This is a genomic window from Microbulbifer sp. VAAF005 (genome assembly GCF_030012985.1).
In the GTDB taxonomy this organism is placed as follows: Bacteria; Pseudomonadota; Gammaproteobacteria; order Pseudomonadales; family Cellvibrionaceae; genus Microbulbifer.
On record NZ_CP120233.1, the window covers coordinates 3,908,966 to 3,929,522 of the forward strand.

Genomic DNA, 20,557 nt, shown 5'->3' on the forward strand with positions numbered 1-20,557 from the left:
CGCATTAGCTGACTGCCAAAGGCGGGCTGGGTCAGTTGGCTGCCGCTGTGCGACTGCCAAACTCCTGGTGATTGATCAGTTGCAAACGCCTGCGAATCTGTTCCTCAATACCGGAGGCATTGAGGCCGATGGCCGCCAGCAGGTCTTTGTGCTTGCCGTGCTCAATAATTTGATCTGGAAGCCCCAGTTGCAGCACCGGTACCGACCGCGCAGTGCTATTAAGGTATTCGAGTACGGCACTGCCAGCACCACCAGCAATGGTGTTCTCTTCGATGGTAACTAAGAGTTGGTGACTCTCGGCAAGTTCATCGATCAGTGCTTCGTCCAGGGGTTTTACCCAACGCATATCGGCGACGGAGGCCCCCAGCTGCTCTGCAGCGGCCATAGCGGGGCCGAGTAAGGTTCCGAAGCTGAGGATGGCTACACCACTGCCCTGGCGCAACAGGCGCCCCTTGCCGATCGGCAGCTCTGTCATTTCCTTGTTGATGGCGGTACCCATACCAGTTCCGCGTGGATAGCGCACAGCAGTGGGGCCGTTGTGTTTGTAGGCGGTATAGAGCAGCTGGCGGCATTCGTTTTCGTCACTGGGCGCGGCGATAGCCAGGTAGGGCAGGCAGCGCATAAATGTGAGGTCAAAACTACCCGCGTGCGTGGGGCCATCTTCCCCTACCAGGCCGGCGCGGTCGATGGCGAAAGTGACATCCAGGTTTTGGATTGCCACATCGTGCACCATTTGGTCGTAGCCGCGTTGTAAAAATGTCGAATAAATAGCAACTACCGGCTTCTGGTCTTCACAGGCGAGGCCCGCAGCGAGAGTGACGGCGTGCTGTTCGGCAATGGCCACGTCGTGGAAGCGGTCTGGGAAGCGCTTGGAGAACTCCACCATACCGGAGCCCTCACACATGGCCGGGGTAATAGCGACCAGGCGCTCGTCCTGTTCTGCGGCATCGTACAGCCACTGGCCAAAAATATCCTGGTACTTGGGCAGTTTCTTCTTGCCGGGTACGGCCACTTGCACCTTGGCTTCTGGCTCCAGCTTGTTCAGCGCGTGGTAGCCCACCGGATCTTCTTCAGCGGGGCCGAAGCCTTTGCCCTTGGTGGTGGCAATATGCAGGAGTTGCGGGCCCGGCTGGCTGCGCAAGTTGCGCAGGGTGTGCACCAGGTCGTGCATGTTGTGGCCATCCAGGGGGCCTACGTAGTTAAAACCCAGTTCTTCGAACAGGGTGCCCGGCGTGATCATGCCTTTGACGTGCTCTTCGGTACGTCGCGCCAATTGCCAGGCTTTGGGGATGGCAGACAGTATCTTACGGCTGCCCTCGCGCATATTCAGGTAGGTTTTACTGGCCAGGATTTTGGCGAAATAGGTAGCCAGGCCGCCGACATTTTTTGAGATAGACATACTGTTGTCATTGAGAACAACCAACATGTCCTTGCCGGTATGTGAGGCGTGGTTCAGGGCTTCGAAAGCCATTCCCGCCGTCATGGCGCCATCGCCAATCACCGCCACTACCTTGCGATCGTCAGGGGAGCCCAGGGCCATACCCAGGGCGGCGCTGATCGAAGTGCTGGAGTGGCCAACTCCAAAGGTATCGTAGGGGCTCTCACTGCGCTTGGGGAAGCCGGACAGGCCGCCTTGCTGACGCATGGATAGCATCTGCTCGCGGCGACCGGTGAGGATTTTATGGGGGTAGGTCTGGTGGCCCACATCCCAAACCAGCCGGTCCTCCGGGGTATTGAATATGTAATGCAGGGCGATGGTCAGTTCCACCACACCGAGACCGGCACCAAAGTGCCCGCCGGTCTGGCCGACACAATACAGCAGGTACTCGCGCAATTGGCTGGCGAGTTCCGGCAATTGGCGTTCATCGAGGGCGCGCAGCTGCGCCGGGTCGTCGATCGAGTCGAGAAGCGGTGTCTGCGGGCGTGTGCGTGGAATTTCTTCGAGCATCAAATGTATCAGTTGCAACAGATGGTGATATTGAGGGGGATTGTATGCCCGTGGCGGGCATATTGCATCCCAAACCCCACAGGCAAGGCTGTGACTTAGTGTCCGCGCTGCACGATATAGTCTGCGAGCTGCTGTAGTAGCAGGGTATCGCCATCGAGACTTTGCAGTGCCTGGGCGGCCTGGGCGTGCAGTTTTGCCAGCTTGTCCCGGGCGCCGTCGACGCCGAGCAGAGAGACATAAGTGGGTTTGTTGCGCAGGGCATCGGCGCCCTGGGTTTTGCCCAGAACTGCGGTTTCAGCAGTGATATCGAGAATATCGTCCTGAACCTGGAATGCCAGGCCAATAGCTTGGGCGTAGCGGGTAATAATCTCCAGTCCCCTCTCGCCGGCACCGCCCAGCAATGCGCCCATACGTGCGCTGGCACAAATCAGAGCCCCGGTCTTGAGGCGGTGCATGGGCTCCAGCTGATCCAGGGTGAGGGTTTGGTCAACGGAGTTCAGGTCGATTGCCTGGCCGGCGACCATACCTCGGGCCCCCGCCGCAGTGGCGAGCTCACGCATAAGGTGTAACTGCAATTGAGGGGCAAGCGGTTCTGCGAGAAGTAACTCGAAAGCTTGGGTTTGCAGTGCGTCGCCAGCGAGAATGGCTGTGGCTTCGTCATAGGCGATATGACAGGTGGGGCGACCTCGACGTAGGTCGTCGTCATCCATTGCCGGCAGGTCGTCGTGGACCAGAGAGTAGGCGTGAATGCACTCCAGGGCCGCCGCTGTGCTATCGCAATAGGCCAGGTCAAAATCGACACCCCGAAAAACCTGGGCACAAGCGTAGACGAGAGCGGGGCGCAGGCGTTTGCCGGGGCCCAGTGCGGCATAGCGCATTGCTTCGAACAGCTTTTCTGAGCCGTCGATCGGGGTGTTGAGCGCCTGCTGGATTCGGCTTTCGACGCGTGTGGAGGAGGCCTGTAGAAAGGCTTTCAGCTCCTCTGGCAGGTTTGCGGAACTCACTTAAACTGGGTCCCCGGAGTTGTCGTCGGCATCAAAGGGGAGCTCGCGGATATTGCCGCTCTCTTCAATTAACAGCTTCACTTTCTGCTCGGCTTTGGCGAGCTTCTGTTGGCACTCCCGGGTGAGTTTCACTCCCTTTTCGAAATCAGCGAGAGCCTCCTCCAATGGGAGATCTCCGCCTTCGAGTCGCTCAACCAGCTGTTCCAACGCCTCGAGACTCTCTTCAAAAGTTGCTGTTTTTTTCTTTGCCGCCATAGCATCGCCTCTTAATTGCGGGGCAACCTTAGCGGCTGGCGGTGCGGGGGTCAATTCCATGGCACCCTCATCCGGGAGCCTCTTCTCAGTGTCGTTTAGGCGTACAATTCCTAGAGGCTCGACTCCCGGGATAAAAGATAGTGCGCCAGGGCTTTTTTCTGCACCGCCGTAAAGTTGTAGTTGGGCATTGGTGGTGTTGGGGCATCGAAGTAGTCAGCCAGGGTCTGCGCTGTGTATTTAGCGGACAGGTTGCGCAGGGGAAACTGGGCCTGATGGCAGTGGGCACAATCGTTAGACCGATAGAGCTGCGCGCCCAGTTGCACCACCTCGGCATCTATTGAAAGCGCGTTGGCCGTGGATGTTTTTTGCAGTTGTGGCTGCTGTGTTGTCAATACAGCTTGGCGAGGGGCCCCTTGGCTCACACGATAAACTGCACCGGCGTAGTCATCGGAAATATAGATGTTGCCCAGTTTATCCTCGGCGATGGCGACAGGGCGGCCGTAAACCGTTTGGCGGTCATCGCTGAGAAATCCCCACAGGAAATCCCTCTGTTGAATTTCCCCGTCGTCACTCCAGTGCAGGGAGACAACTTTATAGCCATCTTTCACGCTGCGGTTCCACGAGCCGTGCAGGGCGACCAGCGCTGCATGGCGATAATCCTTAGGCTGTTCCACACTGCGCAAAAATTTAATCCCGAGTGGCGCGTTGTGAGCGCGAAATTCGTATACGGGGGGAATTGAGGCAGCAATCTTTTGCTGGATTTCAGGGCTTGCATCCACCCCAAGATCCGGATCGGGAACCCGGTCACCGTAGGCGTAGGGCCATCCGTAGAATTGGTCTTTGCGAATCAGGTTGAGCTCATCTGGCGGCAGGTTGTCGCCGAGCCAATCGCGGCCATTATCTGTTGCGTAAAGTCCGCCATCTTTTGGAGACCAATCGAACCCCACACTATTGCGCAGGCCGGTGGCGTATATTTCAAAATCATGTCCATTTGGCTTCATCCTCATAACAGTTGCGCGGCGAGGATCTTTTTCAATACAAACGTTGCAGCTGGAACCACTGCTGAGAAAAAGCCACCCATCGGGACTCATATCAATAGTTTTGGTCCAGTGTCCATCGTCCTCAAGATTTTCAATAATTCGCTGGTAGCGCCCAGCCAGCCGCCCATCGGAATGATCAAAGGGCACCCGTCCAACTGCGTCACTTTCGGCAATATATAACCAACCGTCGTGTAGCAATAATCCGTGGGGCCGCTGAAGATTATCAATTAGGACTTTTTGTCCGTCACTGCGACCATCGCCGTCTTTATCTTGTAATAAAAGTGAAACTTTGCCGTGTCTCGGCTGAGAGACAATGATGTCTCCGCTGCGGGTCACTATGAGCCAGCGCGCGCCAGGAACATCCCTTGCGAATAATTCGACCGAATATCCATCCGCTGCCGTTAGCCTGCCTGTCACTTCTTTTTCTGTTGTTTTGACACCACCGACCAGTTGGCGCCAGGGTACACTGACACTGGATTTAAAGGTGGCCAAGGCGGTAGAAAGCACCGCTCCCAGGGCAATAAAAAATATTAGCGTATATTTCAACGTTTTCTTCATGGTATCGATTGAACTTGAAATAAAGATGTTTATAGTTGCCGCGCTTACTTTTTACCCCTATAGTTAACGCGGGATTAATTTCCTGTCTCCCCTCCCTTTTGTAACAGGTAACTCAGTTTGTGAGATATCTCTTACATAAAATTCAGCAGATTTCCCCTACTTTTTTCTCCCTTGATGTCCATAATTAACTTGCAAGGACGCGAAAGGGACTGCACTACTGCGGCAATGGATAAATGGATTGCGCCGCTCGCCCTAGGGATATGGGCACCATCCTGTGAGACGCACCGCCCTGGCCGGATTGCCTGGGCGGTGTTTTACCTTCTGCTTTAATCTGCCTGTTGCTGCCTACAACACTTTCCAGAATTTATACCTATCCTATGTAATTTGCTGTAATTCCACCATCGGCTTGTCACTGTCTGGAATTTGTAATAGTTATCCGCTTTAATGTTGATAGGCCGGCCAAATTACCCATGAGCCGGCGGAGGGTGGCGCATTCAGTAATCTACCAGCAGAAGTGCCCGTATCACCCAAGGCAAATTTACGCCTGTGGGCATCTGTATTTTCGTTGGTAAAAAAACTTTCAGGCTTTTCCATACGGTCTGGGAGCAAGTTTTTACTGTTGAAGGTGGAAGTGTTTTCTTACACTGAGAATTGCGCCAGCCTCTGTCATCGTCATCCAGCCCCTTCGAGCTGTCACTCCAAAGCTTCTTTTTTATTTTTCATAATAATCTTTATGACTACACGGAAACAGTTCCGGGGCTGCCTTGTTCTATTCGACTGTGGGGAGGCGAGGTTATGCACGCGAGAATATTGCGTTTAAATCTGGCGGGGCAACCGCTGGAGTGGCTGAGTTGGCAAGAGGCATCCTGTCTGTACGTGCGGGAGCTGGTTACATGGTCTCTGGGAGGTGTTGTCCAGCGGGTGCGTGGAGGCTTTAATCGCAATGGCGATCGTTCCAGCCTTGATCTGGCCGCTATTATCGCCTGTGGTGGTGCACGTATGGCCCGTCCGCGCCGACGCCCACCTCTAACAAATCGAGCACTGTTTTTTCGCGATTCCCATACCTGTCTTTATTGCGGTAATTTCTTTAAAAGTGTGGATTTGACACGGGACCATGTTATTCCTGTTTCCAAAGGTGGAGTTGATTCCTGGGAAAATGTGGTCGCGGCCTGCAGGCGCTGTAACCAGCATAAGGGCAATCAACTATTGGAAAATATCGACATGGAGCTGTTGGCCTTGCCCTTCTGCCCCAATGCAGCTGAATACCTTGCCCTGATTAACAGTGAGCGGATTCGCGGCGATCAGATGGAGTTTCTGCGCGGCCAGTTTTCACGGCGGCGTCAACAGGGGTGGTTGTTGCACTAGCCCATCGGATCAAAATGAGCAAAAAAGAAAAGGGGCCAACAGGCCCCTTTTAATTATGTCTTGTCGTTAGGTGAAGATACCGCAGAGCGGATCAGGCCGGCCAGGTATTCGGTGAAATTGTGCCCGTGGTTTTCCATCATTTTGGGGAACATGGAGTTTGGCGTCATACCGGGAAAAGTATTGACCTCATTGAGGTAGAGTTCGCCGGTCTCTGTCAGGAAAAAGTCTATGCGGGACAAATCCTTCAGCTTTAGGGCTTTAAAAGTGCGCAGGGATACTTCGGCTATCCATTGAAGCTGTTCTTCGTGAAGATCAGCAGCTTCGATAAAGGTGACCGCGCGGCTGCCCTCGGCATACTTTTCCTTATAAGTGTAAAAAGTATCCGTTGGGGCGCGTACTTCTCCCGGGCGGGTTGCGATCACATCATCGTTGTAGTGGTAAACCGCAACTTCCAGCTCTCTGGCTTTCAATGCTTTTTCTATCAGCACATAAGGGGAGAGTTTAAAGGCGTCCTCGATCGCGGCCTCTAACTCTTCTTTGTCACGGACCTTAAAGCAACCTACGGAAGATCCCTGATTGGAGGCTTTTACAAATACCTCACCCCAGTTCTCCAGGGCATCGTGAGCTTTTTGTAATTCCTCGAATTCAGTGCTGTGCAAAAACTCGTAAGGTGTGTTTTCAATACCCAGGGCACTGAGCCACATCTTGGTTTTAATTTTGTTAAAGCAGATTTTGCTGGGCTCAGGTGCAGAGCCAAAATAGGGGATGCCGAACATATCCAGTTGCGACTGCAAATCGCCGGTCTCTCCCGGGTAGCCGTGAATTGCAGGAATTACGTAGTCCACATCCCAGGAGTTACCTTCTTCATCGCGAATTTTGCGATCGTAAAAGATATGGTAAACCCGGCCCTGGCTGTCGGTAAGGCAGCCACTGCTATCCATTTCCACCCGCAATAGGGCGATGTCCTCTGCCGCTGACAACTTGTCCTCGATAAAATCAGCAGTTCTGAGGGATACGTCGTGCTCGCTGCCGCCACCGCCGCAGATAAGCAAGGTGTTAATCATAAAATTATTCCGTCGTAGTGCCTGCCGAAGGTGCGGTTAATACCTGTTCGCACTGTTGGGGCAAGGTCTTTGGTTTCGGCTTTTTCTGTTTCGGCTGGGGTTTAGTGCCATTGAGAATTGCATAGAAGTCATCGCTAAACCACCAATCCAAGTCACTGCCACAGGCTGCAGTGGTCACCGGAGCCTGGGGCTTACAGTTGGTGCTTCCCTCTGGGCAGGCCAGGCGCACATGAAAATGGTAATTGTGCCCCCACCAGGGGCGCACTTTGCGCAGCCACTCGTTATCTTCGCCGGATATTTCGCACAGGTGGCGCTTGATGGTCGGGTGTACAAATATTCGTTCGACCCGCTGGTCCTCTGCGGCCATGCGCAGGATTTTGGGAACCCGGTCGTCCCAATTTTCAGGGATTAGGCGGTGTTTGCGCTCATCAGCCAAGGCAACAGCAGAGATATTATCACGCTCCCACGGGGTGAGGGGACGCTCTGCCGCCCGCCGATCCTGGGAATACCAGATATCTACGTCCAGGCCGGTTTGGTGGCTGTTGTGCCCACCACTGCCGAAAGGGCCCCCTCGGGCCATAGACATGTCACCGATCTGGATTCTGCCCAGATCTTTCTGCGCCACGCTCTGGGAAAACTCCTTCAGGAAGTTGATGGTCTGGGGGTGGGCAAAATGTCGATCGCGGCCAGTCCTCACCAACTGATAGCCCTCTCCCCTCAATGGCAGGGTCTCCCCTCCACTCAGGCAGCCATTGGTGTAGGTGCCAATACTCGATGGTGTCTGTGCACTGGGCCCTTCGACCTTATCCCAGTCGTTGGCACTTGCGGCGCCACTCGCCAGGGACGAGGCGAGAATCAGGGTGTGGGTTAGTTGCCGTAAAAATCCCGCTTTAAAGGGGCTAACGGCCTCGGTAGTGGATACTGAATTTTGAGCTTTCGGGTGCATAGGTCCCTGGATACCAATAAGTCACAGTTGTCGGGCCACCTCAAGTGGCGCCCGACGAGTATAGACAGACAGAGTGCTAGCTCTGTGACGCAAGTATCTCTTTGCAGTTCCGTATCAGCTGCTCCATTTCTTCATCGGTGCCAATAGAGATACGCAAGTACTCACTGATCCGAGGCTTGTTGAAATAACGTACGAGAATATTACGCTCCCGCAGTGCCAGATACAGGGCTTCTGCGCCGGGCTCCGGTGGTTTGGCCAGGAGGAAATTGGCTTGGGAGGGAACCACTTCGAACCCCAGGTCTATAAGCGCCCGCTCACAGCGCTCGCGGGTGGCGATGACCTTGCCGCAATTGTCGCTGTGCCAGGCGGTATCGTGGATCGCTGCGGTGGCCACACGCTGGGCAATGGCATCAATGGGGTAGGAGTTAAAGGAGTTCTTGGCTCTCAGCAATCCTTCAATCAGGTGCTTCTGCCCCATGGCAAAGCCGAGGCGAAGCCCTGCGAGGGCATAGGACTTTGACAGTGTGTGTATCACCAACAGGTTGGGGTAGCGATCGATGAGTGCTGCTGCACTTTGTCCGCCAAAATCGATATAGGCCTCATCAATAACCACCACTCTCTCAGACTGTGAGCGCAAGAGATGTTCAATTTGCTCTAGCGGCAGGTACCGTCCCGTGGGTGCATTGGGGTTGGGAATAATTACACCGGCTGCAGGGGCTGCATAGTCCTCAAGCTGGATAGAGAAATCGCCGTGCAGGGGAACAGTGCGGCTTTTGATATTGAAGAGCTGGCAATAAACCGGGTAAAAACTGTAGGTGATATCCGGAAATAGCAGGGGCTCGCTGCGGCGGAAAAAACTGTAAAAGCTCAGCGCCAGCACTTCATCGGAGCCATTGCCCACAAATACTTGTTCGGCAGAGAGATTGTGCTTATCGGCAATAGCGCGGCGTAATTCACAGGACTCCGGGTCGGGATAGCGGCGCAATGCATCGGCAAAGTCGTGCTGCTCCAAGAGCCTTAAAGCTTCGGGGGAGGCAGGGTAGGGGTTCTCATTGGTATTGAGCTTTATCAGGGTTTCACTCTTGGGCTGCTCCCCAGGTGTATAGGGTTCCAGCTGGTCGAGCCCTGGGCTCCAATAAATCTTGCTCATGATTCTACCTCTGCGGTACTACTTTGATTGTCGCTGGAGGAGCCTTCAGCGCCTTCTTTAGTTTCTTTTTTCTTGATGGGGATATCAAACAGGTCGGCCGAATTTCCAATAAATTCCTGCATGGGAACAGGGTTGCGGAATAGCATATTATCGTATTTCAGCTCTGTGGATATCGGTGGAACCTCGCTGAATTCGTCCATGTTGTTAACGCTTTCAGCTAAGCCCAGGCCGAGGAATGCCAGTGGCAGTGTCAGTGCCACTGTCCAGCGCCAGCCCCTGGCGAGGTTGGTGGCCAGGTAGCAGGCGGACCAGAGCATTGCCGGTAATATGATGGCGAGTACCAGGAAGTCCAGGACCTGAATAGTGGTGCCGATGGCAAAATTGAAATTGATTAGCCCCCTCAGCCATTCCCAAAAGGTGTAAGTAAGTGCACCTATGGCGGCGATGGATAGATGGGTGAAAAAGTGTGTTTCATGCCTGACTACCCTGCCGATAAACGCCCAGACTCCGGCGTAAATCACCATGCCAATTATGGCCGTGGCAAGAATGTTGACGGCAATAGTCCATTGATAGTTACGGGCGTAACCGAGGTAGCTCATCAGTACGCTGGCGAAGCCAAAACACAACAGCAGCAGTATTGCTCCCAGGGGGTGGGACAAGCTGGAAAACAGGTTTTCCAGTGAATGGAGAGGGGTAGCTTCAGGTACCGGGTCATCCGTATGGAAAACCCGGAAGCGTGACTTCCCACACTGCAGCAAGTCACCGGAGGAAATCCTGTGTTGAGCGATGGTATCTGGTTTAACGGACTTATCTTTCAGGTTTCCCAAAAGCTGGCAGCCGTTGGTCGAATTGAGGTCGTGTAAGACGTACTGGCCGTCCTCTCCCCGCTTGATTTCGGCATGGTGGGCATCGGAATGGATGTCCTCCAGAATTGCATCGTTGTCGTAAGCGCGGCCCAGGGTAAATTTATCCCCGTCCATTCGGTAGCGCAGCTGCACCCGGTGGGCGCGATTGAGTTCTTCAATAATCAGGGCCATTGGATCTCGCTCGTAAACTTCTGGGTAAAGGCGTCGGCGGACTCCTGGGTAAAGCCGGACAAGGTAAAGTGGCTGACCAGTGCGCGATTTTTCTGATCCACACTTAGGCTCAGGAAGAAAATATCGTAGAGGTCTGGGAAGTCCTTGTAGCGCCTGACGCAGTAGCTGGTGCGCGCGATCAGGGGCTCGCGATTGCGATCCGGCTTGGACACCGAGGTTTCATTGCCGCGTTCCTGAGAGGTAAATCCTTGCTGGCAGCGGAAATTGGTTACATCTTCTTCTCCAGCGCTATTGCCTGGGTAAAAGGAGTCCATCTGCCCTTCGTACTCGGCATAAAAGCGCGCGGGCAGAAGATCCTCGGCCTGCAGCCAGAAAAATTCGTACTCTACCCGCCCGGTGTTGAAGTCGTCGGATAGGAAAATAACATCTTGTCCGGTGCAGCCTTTATCAATTCGCTTGATCGGATTGGTTTCGCTCTCTTGGGTATTTCCCCAGCATTTAATGGCTGGAATTATTTCACCGACAACCTGGGCCTCACCGAGGGCGCGACGCTGCCAGTCGGCCCTCAGTATTGAGTCGATTATTTTTTGCTGGTTATCCAGAAGCTGTTGATAAGTCACTTGCTTCAGGTTGAGAGTTCCGCCCTTGGCGCGATAGTGTTTTAAAAGCGACGACAGCTTATCCACTGGCACCAGGAAGCTAACCTGGTTGCCTGCGGTCGCCACATTAATGCCCACTACCTGCCCTTGGGTATTGATCGCTGGCCCGCCGCTCATTCCCGGATTAATAGATCCGGCAAAGTGAATTCGATCGTAGAAGCTACCGCCGGCAATACCGTTATAGGTCCCGGGAATCAAGGTCATGCCCAGGTCCAATGGGTTGCCCAGGGAGACAATGGTTTCCCCTTTTTTGGGGGTGTCCGTCGCCAATTCCAGGTATTCGTCTCCCGGTTTCTCCTGGCGCAGCAGCGCCAGGTCATTGACCACATCGATATCCAGCAGAGTTAATTTTCCCCGGGTGCCATTAACTGCAAGATATTCCAGGGAGTACTCATCTGGCTCACTGACCGCTTGAGCCACTACGTGGTAATTGGTGGCAATCAATCCATCGGGGGAGATTTGAAAGCCTGACCCCAGGCCGGCTTTTGAATTGGAGGATTTTTCGATAAGTCGAATTTGATAGAGGCTGCCGCGATAATCACTGTAGAGCTTTTCATAGCCTTGCGCCATTGCAACAGTGGATAAGCAGCACAGAATCCAGGCGAAGAGCCACGTGGAAAGTTTCGGCATTTTGAATTGATTAAATTGTGGACAGGAAGCGTGATACTACGGGATATAGGATAGTGCAACAAGCGCCCATCACCGGCGCTATCTACCGGTGATGGGTTTGTCTTGGATGGTTAGAGATAGTCCACAATTTTTGGCTGTGTCTCTATCACTTTCTGGTGCGACTCGAGATAAAAGCGGCTGAAGAGTTTGTCGGCTTTTTCCGGAGCGATAAAGCCCTCGCTAAAACCAGGGCTAACTGGATCGAGATGCAGGCGCGCGCAGTTGATCACATGGGCGGCCATCTGCGCCATATTTTCATCCCCAACAGAAATTCGGATAGTGGTTGGGAATATACCCGCCGCTTCCATCGCTTCAGGTGATAGCTCTGAGTGAGATGTCAGGGCGGGGCACAGCACCATAGTATTTGTCTGGCCCAAGCTCACCATCTGCCCGAAAGCGGGCTCCAGCGCGTCAAAGAAACTTTTAAAGGCTTCGGTGGGAATTTGCGCAGCTTCCATGTCAATGCTGAATAATGGTGTGGGGAACTGGTAGCGCATCAGCGATTCTCGCAGCCCGGAATTGGGATGGGTTTCCACTGCATGGCTGTTGACACGAATCTTGCTGTGACTGGCAAAGAAATGGCTGAGGCTCAAAGTATTAATACACTTGGTGAGCATACGCATTTCCAAGGTGCGCATACCGCAATGCACTTCCCAGGCCTTGTCTGCATCCAGGAAAGCCCCCTTGATGTAATAAACATCCCAGAACATGCACTGATCCCAATTAAGGCCTTTTGCGCTGTCGCCTTTAGGGATAAACATGCGGTGGTTTTCGCCGATAACCACACCGGCAGTGGCGGCGCCGGTGCCACCGATATCCTTGGTGTAGGAGTGAACAACAAAATCCGGTCTCTCTTCCCTATCTTTGCGGCGTAGTGGCTGATATAGAAAAGGGGTTGCCAGGGTGGCATCCAGGCTTACCAGGATATTTTCCCGGTGAGCGGTTTTACAAATAGCCGGTACATCCAGCATGATCCCGTGGGGATTGCATGGCGATTCAATATAGACATGTATTTTTGCTCCGGCACTGATTGCGTCTGCGTATGCTTGCTGGGTATCAGCCAGTAGCTTTTCGAACTCTTCACCGGTAGTGCCATCAAACCAGGCCAGATTGATAGACAGTTTGTCTTTGCGGGCGTAGAAATCCTGTAACAGCTGGTGAGTGCCGCCATAGATATTCCTGGAAACAATTAAGATATCCTCGTGGCGCAATTGATTTGATAGGAGTGCATCGATTGCAGCCATACCGGAATTAAAATTCCAGGCCATATATTCACTGGCTTCAGGTCCGCATTCCAAATCCACAATAGCATTGGCCAGGGAAATGGAAGTGGGGTTGAGTAAACGTGAATAAATATCGTGGCTCGGCTCGCGCCCACGGAAAGCATCGTCCACCCACTCGGTGCAGGCATAAATGTAAGTTGCTGTGCGGGCAATTACCGGGGTTGCAGAAAAAATAGCGGGAATATTATCGAACAGGGGGTAACCGCCCCGTGTGGTGATATTAAAGTCGTCCCCTTGCAGGCTTTGAAAGCTGGCTCGCAATGGGTTTTGTAAGGTGTCCAATAATTTCGCCAGCTGGAAACTCATAAAGCGCTTGGCATTGAAATAGGCAATCTTGTCAGACTTGTCCAAGCGCTGGAGTGTGTCCGTTACCTGGCTCCACAGCTGGCTCAGATTTCCTTGTGCCTGGTAGAGCAGGGTTGCGGTTTGTTCTAACAGTTTTCCATGTTCTGATTCACTATCAATACAAAAGTGCTGCAATTGCTCTTTTGACAGCTCATCAATATTTTTTGCCTCGGTGCTGTTGCGGCGGGGAGAGAGAATTTTTACATCTTCTAGGTTCGCTTCCATTGTGTCCTCACTACGTGATGCTTTTTGTTATATGGTGACTCTAACAGTCCTGTGCGGCGCATAAAACACTTGGCGAGTAATTAGTGTGTAATTTGCTGTGTTTTGGCGTGATCGATCTGTAATTTGGAAATCTGTACAGTAGCTTCCAGTTGAGGGGGTAGGTGGCTGTGATAATGGTTACCTCGCCATGGAAAGGCAGCCCCCACAATTTTCGAAAGGATTTAATTTCCTTGCCCCCTCAGGTGGCGTGAGGAAACAAAGGAATTCAGCGCAAGCTGAACGGTCAAGCTGGAATCGACAGGTGTAGAGTCTTAGTCGATTCTCTTGGATGAGCTTGTCCGGGCATGGATGCCAAATTTTGCTCTTGATAGTGTTGTTGTAACCGTCGATGGTTGGGACCATCATTTCGGGCCGGCAGTTTTGTGACTGCCGGCTTTTTTTATTTTCTGATTTAGTTGTAAAGGTTATTGCTTGGCTAAAGAGATTGTCTGCCATTGGTTTTGCTGAATAGCTTTGAATAAACATTTTTGGTGTGGCCTTGATAAGAATAAATTATCTGAGGGGGCGTTAGTCTCTTTCAGTAAGAGTTCAAAATATTTTTATATTTATTTTAATAATATAGCGTCTTATCTTTATTTAGATATTCACGTGATGGGGAAGGAAAAACTTTTCCACTCTTCTTTTTTCTTTTATTATGAATTTATCGTGTAATTATTTTGGCATATGATGACTTTATGCCTTTCAACAAATATATTTTGCGAAATTATCTGTAATGGCGTGTGATCGACCTGTAATCCTTAAGTATGTACATTGTGTTCCAGTTGAGGGGGTGTAGGTGCTTGTGGGAACAATTACCTCGCCATGGAAAGGCAGCCCGCAGCAAAATTCGGATAGATTTACTTACCCCCTATCCCCAATGTGATGCCAGGGGTTGAAGGGGGGGCACAGACTGAGTGGCCAAGCTGGGATCGATAGGTGCAAAGTCTTAATCGAGTCAATTGGATAGGGTTGCCCGGGCACGGGTGCCAAATTTTGCGCTTGATAAGATTGTTATAGCCGTCGATGATCGGGGCCATCAATCAGGGGCGGTAAGTTTCAGCCCTGCTGGATGATTTAAGATTGGGGCTGGTTATGATGACGCAGTCACGGACGTAGTTTATACAAGATAATACGTCCTTTGGTGACACCATATAACAAATTTTTAGAGGGGAATGGAAATATGGTCAATTGTGCTGACCTACCTGTACTTGACGTGAAGGTGCCTAAAGAAGGGTTAAAGCTAGATTTGGTTCTTCAGCCTAAAGAGCAAGAAGATGGTAAGCCTCAATACTGGCCGCTGTTTAATGCGGCTAACCCTGAAGAGCACTTTGGCAATATGCACTTCAAAATCCATAAGCGTGCAGTATTGACTCTGGAGGTGACTCTGGATTTATCGCAAGTACCGGGTCGTGAGTTGGAGTTTGTTCGCTATCGTCAGAACCATAAGTTAGATGGTCTTATTGCCCTGAGCCCAGATTTTCGTCACCAGTTCCGTGCTCGCGCTAAAGAGGTGGATGGCGAATTCACTAAACTGATTATTAAAATCAGGGATAGAGAAGATATCCCCGATAACTTCTCTTTCCTGTGGATGTGCGTGGATGCAGAAACCGGTGTGCACTTTGTCTCTGGCGATCCAGAAGCGCAGGTTGACCCATACCCAGTAAACAATCCTCAATAATTACAGATAGTTTGCAAAACCTTTTGAGAGGTTTGAGGTTGGGTGCAGAGCTTTTTAAAGGCAGGTAGAGCAAACCATTCTGCACCCATTTTTTGTCCAATAAGCTCCTCTACATAGTAATTGGCCGATCTCCATTCTTCGGAAAGAGAGTAGATAAGAGCTGCACTATATTTTACATCTGTATCATCCGGGTTTAGCTTTAGAAGATTGTTGATTATCGCTATTGATTCAGCATGGCGGCCTAAGTTCGCAAGCGCCATAGCTCGATACCTGTATTGCTTACTGCTGAGTTGTTTCTCTGGGCTACCTGATGTTAGCTGGATAATCTTTCGATACTCATTCTCAGCGGCCGTTGGGTTTTTCAGCATTTGCTGGGTTTCTGCGATTTGCCAAGTCGAAGTTAAATTGTTTGGAGAAATGGCAACAACTTTTTTGTATTTTTCTAGTGCTTCCTGATATTTCCCTTGTAGGAAATAAACGACTCCTAGATTGGCCTCCGCACTTAAGCTTCGAAACTGCTCTGGAATTGTAAGAATGGCTGATTTAGCAAGCTCTAAGTTGCCTTGTTCCAGCTCAATAACTCCAATAACAGCATAAGCTGACCAGAAACCTGGGTGACTTTCTAAAAGATTGTCTAGGGTTTTACGTGCACCATTATAATTTGCAACCTGAAATTGGTTTATAGCTACCAAATATAGGTAGTGTGCAGAGGGGTTTAGAGCTGAGGCTTGCTCTGCATAATACAGGCCTTGCTTATAATTTCCTTGGGAATAATGGAATCGGGCATATTGTGCGAGTAGATGTGCTGAAGGGTACCCTTTGGCCTGGAGCCTGCTTAAGATTGACTCAAACCCTTCTCTATCTGTACCTGTGGATTTAATGTAGAGTTGGGCTTCGAGGAGAGCAGTTTTATCAGTGCTTGTAGATTCTGCGCTGGCCAATATTCCAAGTGCTGAAGTCAATAACTTACTATCATTGGTCGCAAGATATAGCTTGGTGGCAATGTCAGCATAAAGTGAGTATAGGTTTGAGTTTTTTGGGTACTTGCCTATTAGCTCTTTTGAAGCTTCCAGGTCGGCAGGCTCTGTTGCCGTAGTGGCAAGTTTAGAGAGGACGTGAAGGTAGTGGTTATAATCCTCGGGTGACATCCGAATATCAGAGCCAGGTTCCCTATGGTATCTTTTGGGGAATAAATCTATAGTGCTATTTCGAATAGAGTATTGGGCTTCTTGTCTTAACTGTCCAGGTAAAAAAGCAAAAGCAGTTTGTTTTTTTACCTGTTTATCAAGAGGATTAATAACTTGTATTTCAATATTGCAGCGAGACTGTACGCAATCTAATCGAGCAGCTAAAGCATCTGTAATGCCTTCCGCTCCAAGATGCCGGAGCTGCTCATTTAAGGTGGCCTCTCTTCTAGGGGTGTAGCTTACAAGGGCGCTGGACTTTAGGTGGCTGGGGGTGCTCATAAGTGCTTGGCGCACCATTGCTTTTACTAAGCTGTTTGTACTCTCATCAGTTGTTTTGCCGCTTAATTCGATAGGAAGAATTGCGATATATTGTGGCGGTAGACGAGAATAGGTTTTCCATCCCCAAAAGCCAGTAGCGCCCAATGCAATTAGAGCAACTAAAAATGACGTGAGATGGCGATGTTTCTTGCGTGGTTTAATAAGTAACTGCGTTACTGTTTCAGAGTATTGTTGGGTGTCAGCATCAATGCCATGATGGCGGACTAAAGAAAGAGCCTCGAAAACTTGCTGGGCAGAGTCTGGACGTTGCTCGGGGCGCTTACTTAAGAGTCTATCGAGTAGTGCGACAAGAGGCTTAGGTATTTCTGGCCAGTGGGTTTGTGGAGGAATATGGGGAGCGCTACAGATTTGTTGGGCAAATGCCAGCGCATTTAAGTCTCCACGTTCAAAGGGTTTGTTGCTGCAAAGCAGTTCGTAAGCAATACTGCCCAAGCTAAACAAGTCACTCCGAGCATCCAGAGGGGCACCTTGAACCTGCTCTGGGGACATAGCTTGAATGCTGCCAGCAATATGATCCTCTCTGGTCAGCTGTTGGTCACAGTCCAGCGCTTTGGCGATGCCAAAGTCAGTAATCTTTGCTACGCCATCATTAGTGACAAGGATATTTTCCAGCTTAAGATCGCGATGAATAATACCTAGGGAGTGAGCTTTACTGAGCCCTTGACATATTTGCATCAATAAATCGAGCTTTATTGCCAGGGTAGGGCTGTTTTCGCGAAGCCATTCTTTAAGAGTGACGCCTTCAACCAGCTCCATAACCAGGGCGATACCGGTATTCTCCTCCAGTACGTCATAAAGCCGCACAATATTTGGGTGATTCAACCTGGCTAAAAGTTCAGCTTCGCTGCGAAAACGGGCCTCTGCAGAATTTCCACTTAAGTCAGAGCGGAGGCGTTTAATAGCTACTTTTCGCCGAAGTTTGACATCTTCGGCCAAGTAAACAACCCCCATACCACCAGCACCCAGGGTGCGCTCAACCCTGTAACGGCCTTGATATTCCTCAGTTTTCTCCAACGCAACTACGTCCATTGTATTGTATTCTTCTCGGATGGATAGGGGATTTTACCTGATAGTACAATTTCGTGAAGGCATCTGTCCCCTCTTAAAGGGAAATGGTTCACGTTATTCCATTCTGTTTGATTTGTTTTTGGCTGTTTAAGTGTCAGTCCTGTCAGAGCATAATGTAGGGTATCTGGCGCGTATATCATCAAAACTTGCCAGAGTGCAAATAGGTTGAAAGCCAATTGTTGTGAACCACACTGGAGCCATGCCTAGCTCCAAAGTCTTTCTTATGTAGGCTTTAGCGGAAAGCATATCGCCGCTGGCCATGTAAACCTGGGCGCGGCTGTAATTGACAAATAAGCCGTCTGGAGCGGTGTTATCCATCTTTAATAGTGTCTCAATGGCTTGCTCACCCTGGCCCAGCTCGGAGTAGGCCCTTGCCCGCAGTAACAATCCAAGCCAGTCCTCCTGCTTTTGTGCCAAGGTTAGGGCGCGCTGGGCAAACTCTTGTGATTGCAGCTGTCTATTTTCCAGGCGGGCAATCTCTGCCAGCAGCAGATATACATGGGGATCGTTAAGGGCTCGTTCAGCAACATGACTCAGGCAGTTTTTTGTATCCTGCAGCTGCTGTTCGATGTAATAGGACAAGCAAAGGTTGAAGGTATCCCTGTCCCCTAAATGCTTTAAGCCTACCCTACTAAGAAGCCGGATAGACTCTTTGGGGCGGCCTGAATCCAATTCATTGGCTGCGAGTAGGGAGATAGCATCAATATATTGATTGTTGAGACGGATAGCCTGTAAAAGGTAAGGCCTCGCTTTTTCCATTTGCCCCATCAGGGTCAGGGTCAGAGCCTTTTGGCGAAGATAAAGAGGGCTGGTACGAATGTTGAGAGCTTGGTTAATGACTTCCAGCGCACGGTTGTAATTCCCCCTTCGCTGGTGGGCTTTCGCGCGCAGGAAGTAGTAGAGAGCCTGATCAGGCAGTCGCAGCTTTAGTTTTGCAAGTAAGGCCTCTGTGAGCTCGGTATCTGCTAAGAAGATGGCAATACGTAATTTAGTGACCAGCACCGTTGGGTGGTTGGAAATCTTTGCGGGTATGTTTTTGAGAAGCCCTGTGAGACGGTCGCGTATTTTGGTATCCCGCGAGTGATATAGGTGGGTGGCTAATAGATCCGCTAACAGTTCATAGTAGGAGGGGAAGTAGGGGTTCCTTTTTAGCAGAGCCTCAACTTTGGTAATTGCCCCGGCAACATTGGCTTCATTATTGCGCTGTTCGAAGATCTCGAGGTATTGCTGGTAATCTTCAGGGCTAAGGTTGAACTGAGCTCCTTGACTTCCTGTAGGGTAGTTGGGGAGTAGGTAGTGCAGCTGTTGCAAGACGCGTGCGCGGCTCTCCAGCGGTGCATCCAGGTTCAGCATGGCGCTACGGTTGGCAGTTTCAGCGAACCCCTCAGTTTCTATGAGGGCAAATGAAGCTTCACAGGCGGTGGCTTCACAGTTTAGGGCAAATTGCAGCAGCAGCTGTGCGTTGAGCGCTTTCGCTTGCTCGCGTAAAGGCTTGCCTTTTAGTTGCTGGGACTCCGAATAGGGTACCAGTAGTAGTGCTGGTTGATCGGAAAGCCCCTGCTTGATGGAGCTGAGAAGGTTATTGGCTAGTAGCCTTTCCTCTCGGCTGCGCAGGTTAGATAAATCTGGCTCAATAATCGCAATGTACTTTGCTGAGGGTTCTTTACTTCCCCATAGAGAAAGTTCAGGAAAAACAGCGGCGGTTAAGCCGAGTAACATCGCACCGGATGCCAGGAGTATGCCGGCTAGAAGTTTGCGTCCTTTGTTTTTACGTCGATGTTGTACATGAAAGTCTTCAGTGGTGATCGTGATGTCATGGTCATCGGCGGTTTCCTGGTCCGATATTAATTGACTCAATATCATATCCAAGTCGGTGGCTACAACGGCAGCACTGACAGGGCGTTTGTCCGGGCTTTTGGCCAGCAGTTTATCCAGTAATTTGCAAAGCGCCGTAGGAAGTCCGGGGTTTATGGTCCCTGCGGGTGGGTGCGGGTTGTTGATGATCCGATCGATAATAACGTATGGGCTTCCATGCTTGCCGAAGGGAGGCTGATCACAAAGTAAGTGGTAGGCGAGCATTCCCAGGGCAAATAAGTCACAGCGGTTATCCAGCTTCTCACCGAGGGCCTGCTCCGGGGACATTGCATACCAGCTTCCGGCTATATGCTGCTCGCGAGTGATTTCTTTCGTCTCCTGCCAGTTCCGGGCAATACCAAAATCAGCGATTTTTGCGATGTTATTGCTGTCAATAAGGATGTTGTCAGCTTTCAAGTCGCGGTGAATAATTCCGGCAGCATGGGCACGCGCAAGACCGGCAGTGATTTGCTTGAGTAGCTGGATTTTCTGGCGGAGGCTGGGGTTAAACTCCCGTGCCCAATAGGTGAGTGGGCGGCCATCAACATACTCCATAACCAGGGCTACATCGTTCTGCTCCTCAACAACATCATAAATTTGTACGATATGGTTGTGGTTTAGTTGTGCGAGCAGTAATGCTTCCTGGCGAATTCGCCGTGAGGCAGATTCGTCTTCAGGGTTGTTGAGCAATCGCTTTATAGCGACCTCTCGGTTAAGTCGCTCATCTTTGGCGAGGTACACAACTCCCATTCCCCCGGCTCCAAGCTGCCTGATGATCTTGTACCGGCCGATATAAGAGGGTGGTTGCGCTGACATTGTAATTCTTGCCGAGGGATAAGAGATT

The 20,557-nt window shown here is 51.1% G+C and carries 14 protein-coding genes; 2 read left to right on the top strand and 12 right to left on the bottom strand.

Annotated features, from left to right (window positions below):
• Nucleotides 1-31: 31 nt before the first annotated feature.
• From dxs to P0078_RS17575, 4 genes are all read right to left on the bottom strand, one after another.
• Complete coding sequence (gene dxs, locus P0078_RS17560; protein ID WP_282931206.1) at nt 32-1,948, bottom strand: 1-deoxy-D-xylulose-5-phosphate synthase; 1,917 nt, start codon at nt 1,946-1,948, stop codon at nt 32-34.
• A gap of 95 nt (nt 1,949-2,043) precedes the next feature.
• Nucleotides 2,044-2,937, bottom strand: a complete 894-nt coding sequence (locus P0078_RS17565; protein WP_282934636.1) for a polyprenyl synthetase family protein — start codon at nt 2,935-2,937, stop codon at nt 2,044-2,046.
• A gap of 15 nt (nt 2,938-2,952) precedes the next feature.
• Nucleotides 2,953-3,267, bottom strand: coding sequence for an exodeoxyribonuclease VII small subunit (locus tag P0078_RS17570; RefSeq protein WP_502867282.1), 315 nt, complete (start codon nt 3,265-3,267; stop codon nt 2,953-2,955).
• 50 nt (nt 3,268-3,317) lie between these two features.
• On the bottom strand, nt 3,318-4,805 hold the full coding sequence (locus tag P0078_RS17575; RefSeq protein ID WP_282931207.1) for a PQQ-dependent sugar dehydrogenase: 1,488 nt from the start codon (nt 4,803-4,805) through the stop codon (nt 3,318-3,320).
• Nucleotides 4,806-5,600: 795 nt separating this feature from the next.
• On the opposite strand from P0078_RS17575, the gene P0078_RS17580 reads away from it, so the two are divergent.
• A complete protein-coding gene (locus P0078_RS17580; protein WP_282931208.1) occupies nt 5,601-6,170 on the top strand; it encodes an HNH endonuclease in 570 nt (189 codons plus the stop codon).
• Nucleotides 6,171-6,223: 53 nt separating this feature from the next.
• Here P0078_RS17580 and P0078_RS17585 read toward each other — a convergent pair whose 3' ends face one another.
• From P0078_RS17585 to P0078_RS17610, 6 genes are all read right to left on the bottom strand, one after another.
• Entirely contained in the window at nt 6,224-7,234 is a 1,011-nt protein-coding gene (locus P0078_RS17585; RefSeq protein WP_282931209.1) for a D-alanine--D-alanine ligase, read from the bottom strand.
• Between the two features lie 4 nt (nt 7,235-7,238).
• Complete coding sequence (gene mepA, locus P0078_RS17590) at nt 7,239-8,180, bottom strand: penicillin-insensitive murein endopeptidase (protein WP_282931210.1); 942 nt, start codon at nt 8,178-8,180, stop codon at nt 7,239-7,241.
• A 76-nt stretch (nt 8,181-8,256) separates the two neighbouring features.
• Nucleotides 8,257-9,330, bottom strand: coding sequence for a histidinol-phosphate transaminase (gene hisC / locus P0078_RS17595; protein WP_282931211.1), 1,074 nt, complete (start codon nt 9,328-9,330; stop codon nt 8,257-8,259).
• Nucleotides 9,327-10,367, bottom strand: coding sequence for an FHA domain-containing protein (locus P0078_RS17600; RefSeq protein ID WP_282931212.1), 1,041 nt, complete (start codon nt 10,365-10,367; stop codon nt 9,327-9,329). The genes hisC and P0078_RS17600 overlap by 4 nt, the downstream gene beginning before the upstream one ends.
• Nucleotides 10,358-11,656, bottom strand: coding sequence for a S1C family serine protease (locus tag P0078_RS17605; protein WP_282931213.1), 1,299 nt, complete (start codon nt 11,654-11,656; stop codon nt 10,358-10,360). Before P0078_RS17605 ends, P0078_RS17600 begins: the two co-directional genes overlap by 10 nt.
• Nucleotides 11,657-11,766: 110 nt before the next feature.
• Entirely contained in the window at nt 11,767-13,548 is a 1,782-nt protein-coding gene (locus tag P0078_RS17610; RefSeq protein ID WP_282931214.1) for a trans-sulfuration enzyme family protein, read from the bottom strand.
• Nucleotides 13,549-14,767: 1,219 nt separating this feature from the next.
• Here P0078_RS17610 and P0078_RS17615 point away from each other — a divergent pair.
• Nucleotides 14,768-15,265 carry a hypothetical protein gene (locus P0078_RS17615; RefSeq protein WP_282931215.1) on the top strand — a complete coding sequence of 166 codons (498 nt, stop codon included), beginning with the start codon at nt 14,768-14,770 and terminating at the stop codon, nt 15,263-15,265.
• On the opposite strand, the gene P0078_RS17620 is transcribed toward P0078_RS17615, so the two are convergent.
• Together P0078_RS17620 and P0078_RS17625 are read right to left on the bottom strand one after the other, a co-directional pair.
• Nucleotides 15,259-17,820, bottom strand: a complete 2,562-nt coding sequence (locus P0078_RS17620) for a serine/threonine-protein kinase (RefSeq protein WP_282931216.1) — start codon at nt 17,818-17,820, stop codon at nt 15,259-15,261. The genes P0078_RS17615 and P0078_RS17620 overlap by 7 nt on opposite strands.
• Nucleotides 17,821-17,946: 126 nt before the next feature.
• Entirely contained in the window at nt 17,947-20,529 is a 2,583-nt protein-coding gene (locus tag P0078_RS17625; RefSeq protein WP_282931217.1) for a serine/threonine-protein kinase, read from the bottom strand.
• Nucleotides 20,530-20,557: the final 28 nt, after the last annotated feature.